This is a genomic window from Pedobacter sp. AK013 (assembly GCF_014205835.1).
Classification (GTDB): domain Bacteria; phylum Bacteroidota; class Bacteroidia; order Sphingobacteriales; family Sphingobacteriaceae; genus Pedobacter.
The window spans coordinates 204470-219863 of record NZ_JACHCQ010000002.1; the positions used below are offsets into that span (position 1 = coordinate 204470).

Here is a 15394-nt window from a genome sequence, read left to right on the forward strand (position 1 = left end):
CCATAATTAAAAAACATATACAATAAAACAGCTATTCTTCTGGATAATACAGCGCTTTCTATTGACCTTTACTTGCCAAAAATGAATAATATACTTTTAACATTAAAATCCTTTTTGCTATACTTTGAGGCCAGATAGTCCTCAACATGCCTTTTCAGTACCTCAAACCTTTTAAGCGTTCCGGGAGCATATTCCTCTTTTTCCACCAATGCTTTCATCTTTGCATTGTGTATTTTAATAGCCCCTAAGATGGTGTGTGTACTTTCTTCCTTGCCTAAATATCTGCATTTAACACTATTGGCAGTTACTTCGGCTCCATCCACACTAAGAAGGGGATGCGCTGCATAAACCGCTGCTTTCATGTTTTCCAGATAAGCATTAAGGGTTTTAACATCTTCCTTTGTATCAACTTTTGCACTCCACCGTTCCAGCTCGCAAGTTCTGCTGGTCGACATTTCCGCACGAATCCCGTCCACTGTAATTCTTAAAAAGATAAAGTAAACAGTCCCTTTTGTGTAGTTCTTTGGCCTTTTCAAAAAGAAAAGCACGCTAAAATTAGTTTTCATAACGATAACATTAAGGTTAAACAAAAATAGCTTTGCAGTTTCATTCACACAAGATGTTCATTCATTAAACTAGCTGAAAATCAATGCTTTAGTACGAATTAGGGGAGTTTGATATTATAAAGAACGACGCTCCGAATGACGCACATTTTATATGCGATTTCGTGCATATTTTGGTATAACCCGTAAAAGCAAAAACCCTGCAATCATTTGATTTGCAGGGTTTTAGTTCTCTTTGATATTGTTTCTTGTGATCCCGCTGGGATTCGAACCCAGGACCACTACATTAAAAGTGTAATGCTCTACCAGCTGAGCTACGGAATCATTTCCTTTTGTTTAAGGAGGTGCAAATATAGGGATTTATCCTTTCCATGCAAACATTTTTTAAAAATGTTTTTGATGTTTTTTTATAAGGTTAAAACTAACCACTATAACTACTTGATTTTAAATTTTGTACAATTAAAAATAATCTTAAAATTTATTTTACCCCATCAACAAGCCACATTATTTACTCGCTTTGGGGATAAAGTTTAAAAACGACTGGAATTGTGCCTTGTGTTTATTTTTATCCAGTTTAAAATAAAAAGCCCCACGACGCGAACTTGATTTATCCTTTTCAGTCTGTTTGATTAATAAGCCACTGGCTGTAATCTTACGGATAAAATTTCGGTTATCAATTGGCGAATCGTAAACCTGTTCGTACAAGGCCTGAAGTTGTGGTATGGTAAATCGTTTTGGCAACAGCTCAAACAAAACAGGATGTAGGGCAGCCTGATAGCGAATTTTATCCATCGCTGCCTTAACCATCACATTGTGGTCAAAAACTAGTTCAGGAACTTCTTTAAGTTTAAACCACTCGGCGTGGTATTGGTTGTTTATCTGTTTATGGTATTTATTAATGTCTATTAGTGCAAAATAAACTACTGAAACGGTTCGTTCGATAGGGTCACGATCTGGATGGCCATATGCATGCAGCTGCTCGAGGTATACGTCGTGTAAACCGGTTAATTCCAGTAAAATCCTTTTGGCAGCCCCGTCAAGATCTTCTTGCTCACCGATAAAACCACCCATCAAGCTCCATTGATCTTTTACCGGTTCTATTGCTCTTTTGATCACCAAAAGTTTTAGCTGATCGCCGTCATAACCAAAAATAATGCAGTCTACTGCAACAAGAACAGGTTTTTGATTTAAATATTTTCCCATATTAAAATAGCGTATTTAGTTTAGCGTCGTTATAATCTGTAATATAGCCTAAGATATTTGGATAGCCTTCAAACTCTTCGATTGTATGTGTGGTGGTTAATACGATACAGGGCATACCTGCATTTAAAGCAGATTCTACACCTTTCGGCGCATCTTCAAAAACCAGGCATTCTGCTGGTATAATATTTAATGCTGCCGCTGCCTTTAAAAAAGTTTCTGGATCTGGCTTGCTTGTTTTTACATCATCTGCACTAATTATTGCATCTAAATAATGACGGATATTTAAGCCATCTATTACAAAATCTATATTAAAAGGTATTGCTGCAGATCCGATCGCCATTGGAATATTGGCCTGTTTTGTACGTTCCAAAAATCGATCTAATCCATCAATCAAAGCCAAATGCGCCATATAACCTTGTTGATAACGCTTTTCTTTATCGATAGAAAGGCGTTCTATTTCTTCAGCATTAAATTTACCTTTTCCGAAAACGCGTTCTAAAACTTCGTGGTTCTTCCCATACATTTCTTTTTTTACGCTTTTGTAATCGAGTCTGGCACCTAAGTCTTCTGTCATAATGCTGTACCAGGCTAAAGTATGGTATTCCATATCATTAATCATCGTACCGTTCAAATCGAAAAGAAAAGCTTTAGGCTTAAAATTCAAATCATACATATAGCTGCTAAATTATGTGATTTTTTTTACTGTTGAGAATCCTCTTCGATATTATGAAAAAATAAATATAATCGTTACTTTAACGTTAATAATTTTTTCCTACATTAGCCTTAACCAAAAATAAATCAATATGAAGCCGTGTCTAATTTTGTGCGCAATTGCAGATCCGCTTTCACAAATTTTTAATCCATGAAAAAAATATTCTTTAAGGCTTTGCCTTTCGCTACGTTATGTTTAGCTCTTGCTTTTACTTCATGTAATCCTAAATCTGATAAAGAAACACAGGCAAACGTGAAAACCGATTCGTTAAAATACAGCAGTACCATTGATGGTAAAACCGTTAAACTTTACACGTTGAAAAACAAGCAAGGTGCTTCGGTATCGATTAGCAATTATGGTGGTAGGGTAGTTTCGTTGCTGGTACCCGATAAAGACAATAAATTAACCGATGTGGTATTGGGTTACGATAGCGTGGGTGCTTACCGTAAAAAAGGCGAGCCGTTTTTTGGCGCTTTAATTGGCCGCTACGGAAACCGTATTGGCAAAGGTAAATTTACTTTAGACGGCAAAGAATACCAGTTACAGCTTAACGATGGTGTAAACACTTTACACGGCGGTACCGATGGCTTTTTCGGCAAAGTGTGGGACGCGAAACAACTGGATAGCACCAAGCTTGAATTGAGCTACGTTTCTAATGATGGCGAAGCGGGTTATCCGGGTAAACTGGATGTGAAGGTAACTTATACTTTAACTGACGACAATGCGCTGCAAATTGATTACGTAGCAACCACTGATAAAAGCACCATTGTAAACTTAACCAACCATGCTTATTTTAACCTAAATGGCGAAGGTGATAGCACTATTTTAGACCACGAGCTAACCATTGATGCAAATGCTTATACACCAGTTGACTCGACCTTGATCCCAACCGGTAAATTGCAACCTGTTGCGGGTACCGCTTTCGATTTTAACAAAGCCAAACTAATTGGTAAACAAATTGAAGATAAAGACGAGCAATTGAAATTTGGTAAAGGTTACGACCATAACTTTGTCTTAACCCACCACGATGGTAAAACACCGGTAGCCGTGGTTAAAAGTACCAAAACAGGCATAGTTTTATCGGTAATTACTACCGAGCCTGGTTTACAGTTTTACAGTGGTAATTTCTTGACCGGAGCCGATAAAGATGGTAAAGGCGGTAAATCTTACCCACACCGTTCGGCTTTCTGTTTAGAAACACAACACTTTCCTGATGCACCAAACCATCCGAATTTTGCTTCAACCGTGCTTAAACCGGGCGAAACCTATAAAACGAGTACCACTTATAAGTTCTCGAAATAAGATAGCTGGTTAAAAAAGTTAGCTATAACCAAAGACCTCACAGGTTTTAGAAACCTGTGAGGTCTTTTTTTATTTACGCCTAGCGCTTTCGGGCCACAGAGGCACGGATAATCACCTATAAGGGCTTTTTCTGCATTAAGATTGCCAGTCAAGCTGGCAATGACGAGTAGTGCAAAGGGGGATATCCTGCTTAAATTATAATTCTAATAACCTTTCTGGAAATTGCGAAATTTTTTCTATCGTGAGCTGTTGCATAATCTGATACAAATGGGCTTTAAACATATTAATGGTATGATTTCCGCCTTCATTACCCAATGCGCCAACGCCATACATAAACGGACGGCCCATAAAGTTGAATTCAGAACCTACCGCATGCGCCCTGGCTAAATCAACACCCGAGCGGATCCCTCCATCTAACATGATCTTAAGTTTAGATTTATAGGCTTCATTTCCGGCGAGTTTAATTAAAGAGTTGATCGATGATTCGCCCGCATCAATTTGTCGCCCACCATGATTCGAAACAATAACGCCATCAACACCAATCTGTATAGCTGCCTGCATATCTTCATCTGTAGCAATGCCCTTTAATACCAATGGTCCTTTCCAGATTTCGCGGATGGCCGAAACCTTTTCAATGTCAACTTTCCCGGTAAACGTTCTGTTCATAAACTGCCCGAGCTGCGACATATCCATTCCTTTTTCCATATATGGCTTTAAGGTAGCAAACGAAGGGATGCCATGCTGAAGTGTTTTAATACCCCATAATGGCCTTGCAAATGCCTGTAAAATATTGTTTACCGACATTTTAGGTGGTATAGAAAGGCCGCTTTTAATTTCTTTATACCTTAATCCGAAGGCGGGAACATCTACCAGCACAACCAAAACGGGGCACTCTACCGCTTTCAATCGCGATAAAATATCATCCCTCAATTTATTTTCCGTAGGGTGATAAAGCTGAAACCAGGCTTTTCCTTCAGAAACTTCGGCAATGCGCTCGATACTGCTGGTAGATACCGTACTCAGTGTATAGGGGATATCGTGTTTGGCTGCAGCTTTGGCCAGAATTTCAGGCGCATTTGGCCACATTAAACCCTGTAAACCAATTGGAGAAACGCCAAAGGGCGCACTGTATTTACGGCCAAAAAGCTCAACCGACATATCAATATCTCCACCTACACGCAAATAATTGGGTTTTAAGTATATATTATCAAAATCTGTTTCGTTACGGGCCAGGTTTAGCCCTTCGTTACAGCCACCTTCTAAATAATCGAATGCAAATTTCGGTATTCTTCTTTTTGCTTTATGTCTAAGGTCAGCTACCGAAGGATATTGAGGATGGTAAGGAAACGTAATTTTTTTGCTCATTATTTAATTATTGTCTTGGCCGCAGGCATGTTAAAAATCGAAAACTAACACAATATGTTGTAATCTCCGTCCTGCACTATAGGCTATATTTCGTTTTTTAGAGAATTTAGGCACCAGGTATTAGCGCTGGCAGCGTAAAAAGCAGTCTTTAAAGCCTGTAAAATCTCTTTGCATTATCTAAAAAGATCAATTTTCTTTCTGCAACTGTAAAACGTTCTGTATATTTATTTACCAAATTAAACCAATCCTGGTAAGGTCTGCTGATTAACATCACCGGCCAATCGCTACCATACATCGCCCGTTCAGGGCCAAACTGTTCAAATATAACGTCGAAGCAGTTAAACAACTCTTTTTCAGTCCAGTTTTTCCAATCAGCTTCGGCTAATAGGCCCGATACTTTGCACCATACATTTGGGTTGGCCGCCAAAGTTTTAATATTTTCTGCCCATACCTTCAAATCTTGTTTTTTTACATCTGGCTTGCCGCAATGATCCAATACAAATGGCTGATCGGGAATTTGATCAACCATTTGTATAATGGCTTCCAACTGATTGTGGTAACACAATAAATCGTAAGTATAATTGTATTTTTTTAATTGCTTAATACCTGCAATAAAAGCCGGATTAAGGATAAAATCTCGGTTCTCGGCCTGCAGAACATGTCGCCAGCCTTTAATGGTTTTATGATTTTGCCAAAAGCCTAACCGTTCATCCAGATTGGGGTTAAGCAAATCAACCCAACCCACAATACCTTTTATAATTTCGTTCTGCGCTGCCAATTTTAAGAGGAAATGGTTTTCCTCTTCTGACTGACTGGCCTGCACAGCAATACAGCCGGTAATATGTAGATCGTTATAGGGTTCCACCAGGTTTTCAGGAAAAAAATCTTTGCGGATGATTTGCATATCGTCATTAATCCAGTTATCTCTAACCGGGTCGAAATTCCAAAAATGTACGTGGGTATCAATCATATTAAAAAAAGCACTAAAGTTTAAATATCTGGTCCATTAAGATCCATTTTTCACCAGGTTTGGCACCAGGTAAAGCCTGCTGGAATTTCCACATTAAGGTTTCCCATTCCTGCACTTTTGGGTTGGCTAAATCGGCGGCACCTTTCGCCTCAAAAGAAAAGCTTTCATTCACTTCCATAATCATAAACAGCCGATTACCAGTGAGGTATATATCCAGGTTTTCGATCCCAGAAGAGGTGATACTTTCTTTAATTTCAGGCCAAACCGATTGGTGGTATTGCTTATATTCTTCAATAAGCTTTGCATCATCAACCAGATCAAGTGCCAGGCAATATCTTTTCATATTAATTTTCGCTGTAAGCTTTAACAGTTTGCTTGCTAGTACCTAAACCATCAATACCTAATTCAACCACATCGCCAGGTTTTAAATACCAGGGCTCAGGTTTTTGACCTAAACCAACACCTGCAGGCGTACCTGTTGTAATTACATCGCCCGGTAAAAGGGTCATAAACTGACTGATATATGAAACCATAAATGGCACATTGAAAATCAGGTTTGAAGTATTACCATCCTGCAATGTTTTACCGTTTACAGTTAACCAAAGGCGTAAGTTGTGCACATCAGCAATTTCATCCTGAGTAGCAATAAATGGCCCGATAGGCGCAAAAGTATCGGCGCTTTTTCCTTTAACCCACTGTCCGTTGCGCTCTAACTGGAATTCGCGTTCACTATAATCGTTGTGCAAAACGTAACCTGCGATATGCGCTAATGCATTTTCTTCACTTACATAACTGGCTTTTTTACCAATTACAATAGCCAATTCTACCTCCCAGTCGGTTTTTTTACTATTTTTAGGAATAACCAGATCATCATTCGGGCCTACAATAGCTGAAGTAGCTTTGAAGAATAGAATCGGCTCTGATGGGATAGGAGCATTGGTTTCGGCTGCATGATCTTTATAGTTTAAGCCTACACAGATAATTTTAGAAGGACGTGCCAATGCCGGACCAAGGCGTACCCCTTTATCAACTTGAGGCAGATCAGCAGATGCAACAGCTGATTTTAGTTTTTCTAAGCCATCACCACCAAAAAATGCTTCGTTATAATCGCTAACCAATGCAGATACATCAAAATAATTATCGCCGATAATTACACCCGGTTTTTCTGCTCCTGCTTCACCAAATCTTATTAATTTCATTATAAAATGCTTTATCTTATTTAAAAATATTTATTAATTGTTTAAGGTCGTAAATCCCCCGTCAATTGGGTAATCGCAACCCGTAATAAATGACGCTTCGTCACTACATAAATATAGGGCCAATGCTCCAATTTCTTCAGGTTTGGCCATTCTGCCGATAGGTTGGGTTTTAGAAAGTTTCTCGAACATTTCAGGGATATTATCTGGATAGTTTTTCTGTAAAAAGCCATCTACAAATGGCGTATGCACCCTTGCCGGAGAAATAGAATTACACCTGATGTTTTCGCCGATGTAATCTTTGGCCACACTCATGGTCATGGCTTTTACCGCGCCTTTTGCTGTACTGTAGGCAAAACGATCTGGTAGGCCAATTAATGCAGCAATAGAAGCCATGTTGACGATCACACCACCACCAGCTAAACGGATTTGCGGAATAGCGGCATACAAACAGTTGTAAACACCTTTAACATTTACACGCATTACCCTATCGAAATCGCTTTCTTCGGTGTTATCGGCTTTACCAATGTGTGCAATACCCGCATTATTTACTAAAATATTGATGCTTCCAATTTGTTCAAAAACAGCTTTAACCGCCTGGTGGTCTGAAACATCGCAGGCATAACTGTAAGCTCGACCGCCATTTGTTTTAATCTCACCTAAGGTATCCTGGGCCTGTTCAGTCCCCAATTCGATGATATGAACCTCAGCACCCTGTTTGGCTAAAATAGTTGCAATAGCTCTTCCTATGCCACTTCCCCCGCCTGTAACTACGGCTTTTTTATTTTTTAGTGAAAACATGTATATGATTGGTTATAAATTATAATTGATTAGGATACAAATAAAATAAATATTCTTGATTAAAAATTTTATCTTCTTGCCTAAATATTAACAGATATTGTCATGCGCCGTTCTGGATATTCAAATGGCCTTACCAAGTATTATTACTTATATTTTACGATTGTACCTGTATTTAATATAGGGCCAAATATTACACAAAAAGCAATTTTGCCCGCAGTTGAAAATATTACAGAAACGGGAAGCAGAGAGGCAATTCAAAACGGCATTTTCCCGCAATATACTAACCATTAGAAACTTAAAGCTGCTTACGGAAGTTACGCACTCAAACTCCAATCCGCCGTTCTATCTTTTTAGCACATTTGTAGGCTTCACTAAGGATAACATCGCTTGCAATTGTCTGATTTACATTCGGCGCATTTAACACCGAAATCGTTAAACAAGCAATAATGCCGTCTTTGCTTTCAATGCCAACAGGAATAGAAATATTGGTTACACCAGATACCGAATCACTATTTTTAGAATAAGAACCTGCCTGGTGAATATCCAATAAAGCATTTAAAAAGTCTTCTTGCTGCGCTTTGGTATATTTCTTAAAAATAGCATTGTTTTTTAATGCTGTATTACGTTCTGCATCAGCCATATATGCTAACAGAACCTTGCCCGGTGCGGTTGAAAGCAATGGAAATAAATTGCCTTCTTCGATAGAAAGCGCAATTGGTCCGGGGCTTTTGGCATGAATAATTACCATCACCTGATTCATGTATAAAATACTCAAATGGCACGACTGGCGTATAGTATTGGCCAGTTCTTCTAATGGAAATTGCGCCGCTTTACGGAGCTCATCAATAGGTGAGTGCCGATGCGAAAGGTAAAAAAGCTTTAGCGATAGTCTGTATTTCCCCGAAACCTCATCACGTAAAATATAACCACGACTTTCTAAACTCATCAACATCCGGTAAATTTCGTTAGGTGTTTTTTCAATACCGATTGCTATTTCAGTTTGAGACAATGGGATAGATTGTGCGGATAAATACTCCAATATGTCAAGCCCTTTATCCAAAGCGGGAGCTTGGTACTTCGATTCTTTTTCGTTCATTCAGGTTTAAATTTGGTTGTAGCGTATTCTTACGATTTCAAACATACAAAATGCTTTCTTATTTATAGAAGAGAAGATTTTGTATAATTTAAATATGAATTCATGCCCTTATTAAACAGCTTGCCAACGGATGATTTTACATGACGATTGCATAAAAAAAGCCGATAATCAAATGATCACCGGCTTCAGCATTGAGCTTGCTTTATTGAAATTACTTATAAAAAACCTCGTTCCAATGCAGTTCATTTCTGAACTGATTGATTTTGGTATCGGCACCGATATTCACATATTCCAAACCGGCAATATTCGCAAAATCCAATAAATGCTCGGTGGTTAAATTCTGGCTATAAGCAGTATGATGTGCACCGCCTGCATAAATCCATGCCGCACAACCCGTTTTCATATCCGGAAGTGGTTTCCATAGTACACGGGCAACAGGCAGGTTAGGCAGGTCATTCTCTGCTTCAACTGCTTTAACCTCGTTTACCAGTAAACGGAAACGGTTACCCATATCAATTAACGATGCGTTTAAGGCATCGCCGCCGCCTACATTAAACACCAAACGGGCAGGATCAGCTTTACCTCCAATACCTAATGGATGAACTTCCAAACTGGCTTTTCCACTCGCCAAAGAAGCATCAACCTCAAGCATATGCGAGCCTAAAACCATCGAATTTTCCGGATCGAAGTGATAGGTATAATCTTCCATAAATGCATTACCACCAGCTAAACCTGCACCCATTACCTTGCAGGCGCGTACTAATGCCGCAGTTTTCCAATCACCTTCCCCTGCAAAACCATAACCATCAGCCATTAAACGCTGTGCTGCGATTCCTGGCAACTGGATCATACCGTGTAAATCTTCAAAAGTATCAGAGAAGCCTTTAAAGCCCCCATCTTCTAGAAATTTCCTTAATCCCAATTCAATTTTGGCCGCCTCGTAAACGGATGAATGCCTTGCACCACCTGCTTTTAAATCATCAGCTATTTCATAAGTAGCTTCATATTCTTTCAGTAAAGTCTGGATAGCATCTTCACTTATTCCATTAATTACGGCGACCAAATCACCTATGCCATAAGTATTTACCGCAAAACCGAATTTCATTTCAGCTTCCACCTTATCGCCATCTGTAACCGCAACATAACGCATATTATCGCCAAAACGAGCAAATTTAGCGCCCTGCCAATCGTGCCAACCTGCAGCAGCCCTACACCAGGTATCGATCTGTTTAGCCACTTCTTCATCCTGCCAATGGCCAACAACTACTTTGCGGTCTTTACGCATCCGCGACACCATAAAACCAAATTCGCGGTCGCCATGTGCGCTTTGGTTCAAGTTCATGAAATCCATATCGATAGTATTCCAAGGAATATCGCGATTAAACTGCGTGTGTAAATGCAATAAAGGTTTTTGCAATACATTTAAACCTCTGATCCACATTTTAGCAGGAGAGAAGGTGTGCATCCAAGTAATTACCCCAATACAATTCTCATCAATATTGGCTTGTTGTAAGGTTTCGAAAATCTCTTCAGTCGTTTTTACAATTGGCTTGTACACTACCGAAACAGAAATACTTCCATTCTGGTTTAACGAATCGGCTACTTGTTGGGCGTGGGCCGCTACTTGTTTCAAGGTTTCTTCACCGTACAAATGTTGTGTACCGGTAATAAACCAAACTTGTAATTTTTTTAAATCAATCATTACTATTTATGTTACTTTTAATTTATTCAATTCTCTCCGGCATATGTCCTCACAGACCGAAATATTTTATTTTTACTTTCTGGATCTCTGTCTCCACAAACCATTATTCATATTCTTTTTTTGAAAAGCAAGGTTCTGTTTTTTATCGGTTAGGATAGTCCTGCTTTCCGTTTTATTCGCCCGCCTGCGGTTGGGCTCATGCGCACTCCAATCAGGTTTAGGTTACTTAGGTAAACCTTGCAATGTTAAACCCGACAGCAGCGGCAGCTCCCGATTTAAGCACTTTTTTGTCTTTTATTTATGGCGCGCTTGCTTGTTTCGCAGGTTTCATCGGGACTATAGCGAATGGCGGGACTTTCGTTCCCTAAGTACCACTGCAATTGCTTTCCAAAACCCTTAATTCAATTTATGCAACCAAACTCAAAACTTATTTCTGCCCATAATAAGCGCCATCACCATGTTTACGTTCATAATGTTTCTCTATTAACGAATCTTTAAGTTTTGGAGCTTTCGGATTGATCTGTTCTGTTAACAAAGCCATTTGTGCTACAGTTTCTAAAACTGCACTGTTATAAACTGCTTTCTCTGCCGTTTTCCCCCAGGTAAAAGGAGCGTGGTTACCTACCAAAATCATTTCCACTTCTTTATAACTCAGACCTAAACTTTCGAAATGGTTCATAATCTGGAAACCGGTCTCATACTCGTAATTCCCTTTGATCATTTCATCGGCCATTGGTGGCGCACATGGAATATCTACAGTTAAATGATCGGCATGCGTGGTTCCAAAAATTGGAATGGGCCTTTGTGCTTGTGCCCACGCGGTTCCATAAGTAGAATGTGTATGCACAATCCCACCGATTTCTTGCCAGTGTTTATATAAAACCGCATGGGTTTTAGTATCTGATGAGGGGCGTAAACTCCCCTCAACCGTATTTCCGTCAAAATCTACGATTACCATTTTTTCCGGCGATAAATCCTCGTAAGGCACACCGCTTGGTTTAATCGCAAAAACCCCTTTTGATCGGTCTGCTGCACTCACGTTTCCGAAAGTAAAAAGCACTAATCCCAGTTTAGGTAATTGCATATTGGCCTGGTAAGCCTGTTCTTTTATATCTTGATAGTTGCTCATGATAAGTAAGGTTTTACATCTTTTTTGTTGTATTTCTCGAGGTATCTGCCTAAGCCTAAATATTGTTGGTAATGCTGGCGGTAAAGTTTTTGTTTTTTGATATTTGGCTTATATTCTTTTTCAAAACCTGTTCCCATGGCTACCATAGCTGCTTCGATATTTGGATAAATACCTGCTGCTACTGCAGCGAACATAGCCGCACCTAATGCGCAGGTATGCTCGAAACGGTGAATCCTGATCGGCATTTCCAACACATCGGCCATCATTTGCATAATATAAGCTGATTTTTTCGCTACACCGCCAATACCAATAATCCCTTTTACAGGCACACCTTGCTCTTTAAAACGATCTACAATAGCCTTGGCACCGAAACACGTTGCAGCAGCTAGAGCACGGAAAAACCGTGGCGCATCGGTTCCTAAACCTAAACCGGTTATAGCGCCTTTTAGTTCCTGGTTTGCATCTGGTGTTCTACGACCGTTTAACCAATCAATAGCCAGTTCTGCATAATCGTCATCTTGCAAAGCAGCAGCCTGCTTGCTTAAGTTAGCAATAATTTTTCCTTCTAATTCTGCCTTTAAAGCATTCGCTGTCGCCTCATCAATTACATCAGATTCTGTAAGTAAATGATTTAATGGCCAGCTAATTAAATTCTTGAACCAGGCATACACATCGCCAAAAGCCGATTGTCCGGCCTCTAATCCGGCCATCCCGGGAATTACTGAGCCATTTACTTGTCCACAGATACCGTTAATCAATTTGCCATCTAAATCCTGGTTAGGAGCTACTAAGATATCGCATGTGCTCGTACCCATTACTTTACTCAGGTAATAAGGCTCAATCTGCCCACCAACAGCCCCCATGTGTGCATCAAATGCACCAACACCAACAACCACATCAGTATTTAAGCCTAGTTTTGTAGCCCATTCTTCGCTCAATGTTCCAGCAGAAACATCAGAAGTATAGGTATCGTTAAATAATTTTGCTCTAAAACCAGCTAAAAGGGGATCGAGAGTGCTAAAGAAATCTTCAGGAGGTAAACCGTTAAATTCTTCTGCCCAAAGTGCTTTATGCCCGGCAGCACAACGGCTGCGTTTCATCTCTTTGATATCTTTTCCACCACAAAGTAAAAACGGAATCCAGTCGCAGTGCTCAACCCATGATGCTGCGCCTTTTTTTATAGTCGAATCAACCCTTAAAATATGTAGTAATTTAGACCAGAACCATTCTGATGAATAAATACCACCAACATATTTAAGGTAATTAGTGCTGAACTTGGTAGCATGCTCATTGATTTCAGCGGCTTCTTTAACTGATGTATGATCTTTCCAAAGTACAAACATGGCATTTGGATTTTCTTCAAAACCTTTGGTCAAAGCAAGGGGAGTACCCGTTGCATCAACCGCCACCGGGCTAGAACCAGTTGTATCAACTGAAATTCCCTTTATCAAATGTGCAATTTCTGCACCACCTGCTTTGGCTATGCAATCTTTTATAGTGTGTGTTAAACCTTCAATATAATCTAAGGGATGCTGGCGGAACTGATTAACGGCGGGCTTACAATATAAACCTTTCTGCCATCTTGGATAAAGAAAAACCGACGAGGCTAATTCTTTTCCGTTTGCGGTATCGACTAGAACAGACCGGACAGAATCTGACCCGTAATCTACTCCAATTACATAGTTTGCTGTGCTCATAACAATAAATAAATGTCTAATTAACGTTTATTTATTTGAATTAAAAAATTTTATTGATTTTTTAAATATTCTTACATCCTGGTTAAAAGAAAAAGCCTCTTGGTAGGTGATCAGAAGGCTATTAAATTTGGTTAAAAAATAATATTTAATGCACACTTACTTAATTATGATCGGTAACACGATATTTTCCCATTTTAATAAAAAACTCTTATTTGTGGTCTGGTAAGTCAGTAAATCTTCTTTTTCTTTATTTTTAAATGGTTTTACAGGCACCCGCAACTGATCCTGTTTCATATTATACTTAAATGCTCCCCATTGCTGAGGTTCTTTATTGAATATGGCAATCCAATCCTGATTTTCCTTTGGGATAATAAAGAAAGCATATTTACCTGCAGGAAGGTTTTTTCCCTGAACTTTTATATCCTGATCTGTTTCAAAAGTTGTGGCTTCATTGGCACCCGCACGCCATACAGAGTCGAATGGGACAAGACTTCCCCATATTTTTCTTTCTTTTACTGATGGTCTGCTGTATGCGATGATAATATTGGCTTTTCCAATCACTGATTTTACGGTGTCGGGGAGGCTTACCCTTGGCTTTTTGGTTTGTGCAGATGCCCCTCCACAAATTCCTGATATGATCAGAAGGGCTATAGTTGCGATTTTTAATTTTCTCATGCTAATGGTGTTTATTTGAAATTTATGCTTTCTAAAATATGGTATAAAACCAGTACCTTTCTGTACTATTCTTCACTTATCCGGTACATTTAAGATTAAGGCGGTGATTAAGAAGCGAATTTCTTTCTGTAAGCGGTAGGACTAATCCCTCTGAGTTTTTTAAATGCCCGGTTTAAATGGCTTTCATCGGTAAAATTTAATTCATAGGCTATTTCATTGATACGCATATCGCTACTTAATAATCTATTTTCTATCAATCTTACCTTATAATTAGAAATATATTGCTGTAAGGTTTCGCCCGTCTGTTTTTTAAAATAGCGTCCTAAATAATTTGCTGAAATTTTAAGATTGTCACTTATTTTTTCCACTCTCAGATTTTCCTGACTGCGTATATTTTCCTGGATATAATGAAGAATATCAAGTACAGGCTCGCCGGTATTTTCTTTTACATTTTTTGGCAATTTTAAGGCGATGTTCCTGGCAATAATGAGCAACAGCGTATTTACAATCTGCTGAATAATCTTATTATGGTAAATCTGCTCATAATCCATTTCTTTTCTAATGCAATCAATCATTGCCGCAACCAAAGGTTTATCTACGCCATTTTTTAAGATACAGCCGGGCCTATGACTGGCATTTTGAAGAATCTGTTCCATCCGCTGCACCCAGTCGTTATCTTTATCCATCCTCGGTTTGACATATACATCATTAAAGTGAAGGAAAAAGAAAGTAGTGGAAGAATGGGTGCTAAAAGTATATTGATCTGCGGGGGTGCTTAAAAACATATTGCCTGGCCGGTAATTAAAACTGTGCCCATTCATGGTATGAACCCCGGTGCCTTCAATAATATAAACCAGTTTAAAAAAATTATTTTTATAGACCGCTTTAGGAAAAATATCGAATTTTTTAAAACTAATTTCGAAAAGCCTGTATAAATGTTCTCTTGCCATATATTAAAGATAATGATAAAATGAAATTACGAA

Annotated in this window: 15 protein-coding genes and 1 tRNA gene; 1 reads left to right on the top strand and 15 read right to left on the bottom strand. The window is 39.0% G+C overall.

Translation table 11 applies throughout. The features are described from left to right. Positions 1-68: 68 nt before the first annotated feature. The 4 genes from HDC90_RS02180 to HDC90_RS02195 all read right to left on the bottom strand — a co-directional run bounded on the left by HDC90_RS02180 (position 69) and on the right by HDC90_RS02195 (position 2439). Positions 69-566 carry an Arm DNA-binding domain-containing protein gene (locus HDC90_RS02180; RefSeq protein ID WP_184463410.1) on the bottom strand — a complete coding sequence of 166 codons (498 nt, stop codon included), beginning with the start codon at positions 564-566 and terminating at the stop codon, positions 69-71. Positions 567-814: 248 nt separating this feature from the next. Beyond that, positions 815-887, bottom strand: a tRNA-Lys gene (locus HDC90_RS02185). Between the two features lie 180 nt (positions 888-1067). After that, on the bottom strand, positions 1068-1766 hold the full coding sequence (locus HDC90_RS02190) for an NUDIX domain-containing protein (RefSeq protein ID WP_184463412.1): 699 nt from the start codon (positions 1764-1766) through the stop codon (positions 1068-1070). A 1-nt stretch (position 1767) separates the two neighbouring features. After that, complete coding sequence (locus tag HDC90_RS02195; protein WP_184463414.1) at positions 1768-2439, bottom strand: HAD family phosphatase; 672 nt, start codon at positions 2437-2439, stop codon at positions 1768-1770. Positions 2440-2628: 189 nt separating this feature from the next. On the opposite strand from HDC90_RS02195, the gene HDC90_RS02200 reads away from it, so the two are divergent. Continuing rightward, positions 2629-3780, top strand: coding sequence for an aldose epimerase family protein (locus HDC90_RS02200; RefSeq protein WP_184463416.1), 1152 nt, complete (start codon positions 2629-2631; stop codon positions 3778-3780). A gap of 195 nt (positions 3781-3975) precedes the next feature. On the opposite strand, the gene HDC90_RS02205 is transcribed toward HDC90_RS02200, so the two are convergent. The 11 genes from HDC90_RS02205 to HDC90_RS02255 all read right to left on the bottom strand — a co-directional run bounded on the left by HDC90_RS02205 (position 3976) and on the right by HDC90_RS02255 (position 15361). Beyond that, complete coding sequence (locus HDC90_RS02205) at positions 3976-5145, bottom strand: alpha-hydroxy acid oxidase (protein WP_184463417.1); 1170 nt, start codon at positions 5143-5145, stop codon at positions 3976-3978. Positions 5146-5293: 148 nt separating this feature from the next. Further along, positions 5294-6115 (bottom strand): amidohydrolase, encoded by an 822-nt coding sequence (locus HDC90_RS02210; RefSeq protein ID WP_184463419.1) that lies wholly within the window; start codon positions 6113-6115, stop codon positions 5294-5296. A gap of 13 nt (positions 6116-6128) precedes the next feature. Then, a complete protein-coding gene (locus HDC90_RS02215) occupies positions 6129-6458 on the bottom strand; it encodes an L-rhamnose mutarotase (protein ID WP_184463422.1) in 330 nt (109 codons plus the stop codon). A gap of 1 nt (position 6459) precedes the next feature. Next, positions 6460-7314: a fumarylacetoacetate hydrolase family protein gene (locus tag HDC90_RS02220; protein ID WP_184463424.1), complete on the bottom strand. Its 855-nt coding sequence runs from the start codon at positions 7312-7314 to the stop codon at positions 6460-6462. A 33-nt stretch (positions 7315-7347) separates the two neighbouring features. Then, positions 7348-8112: an SDR family NAD(P)-dependent oxidoreductase gene (locus tag HDC90_RS02225; RefSeq protein WP_184463427.1), complete on the bottom strand. Its 765-nt coding sequence runs from the start codon at positions 8110-8112 to the stop codon at positions 7348-7350. 322 nt (positions 8113-8434) lie between these two features. Next, on the bottom strand, positions 8435-9208 hold the full coding sequence (locus HDC90_RS02230) for an IclR family transcriptional regulator (RefSeq protein WP_184463429.1): 774 nt from the start codon (positions 9206-9208) through the stop codon (positions 8435-8437). Between the two features lie 211 nt (positions 9209-9419). Then, positions 9420-10910 carry an L-arabinose isomerase gene (gene araA / locus HDC90_RS02235; RefSeq protein ID WP_184463431.1) on the bottom strand — a complete coding sequence of 497 codons (1491 nt, stop codon included), beginning with the start codon at positions 10908-10910 and terminating at the stop codon, positions 9420-9422. Between the two features lie 427 nt (positions 10911-11337). Then, on the bottom strand, positions 11338-12039 hold the full coding sequence (locus HDC90_RS02240) for an L-ribulose-5-phosphate 4-epimerase (RefSeq protein ID WP_184463433.1): 702 nt from the start codon (positions 12037-12039) through the stop codon (positions 11338-11340). Further along, positions 12036-13736, bottom strand: coding sequence for a ribulokinase (locus HDC90_RS02245; protein WP_184463435.1), 1701 nt, complete (start codon positions 13734-13736; stop codon positions 12036-12038). The genes HDC90_RS02240 and HDC90_RS02245 overlap by 4 nt, the downstream gene beginning before the upstream one ends. 156 nt (positions 13737-13892) lie before the next feature. Beyond that, complete coding sequence (locus HDC90_RS02250) at positions 13893-14411, bottom strand: DUF2911 domain-containing protein (protein ID WP_184463437.1); 519 nt, start codon at positions 14409-14411, stop codon at positions 13893-13895. A 107-nt stretch (positions 14412-14518) separates the two neighbouring features. Next, the gene (locus HDC90_RS02255) at positions 14519-15361 is read right to left on the bottom strand and encodes an AraC family transcriptional regulator (protein WP_184463439.1); all 843 of its coding nucleotides are present in this window, start codon (positions 15359-15361) and stop codon (positions 14519-14521) included. Positions 15362-15394: the final 33 nt, after the last annotated feature.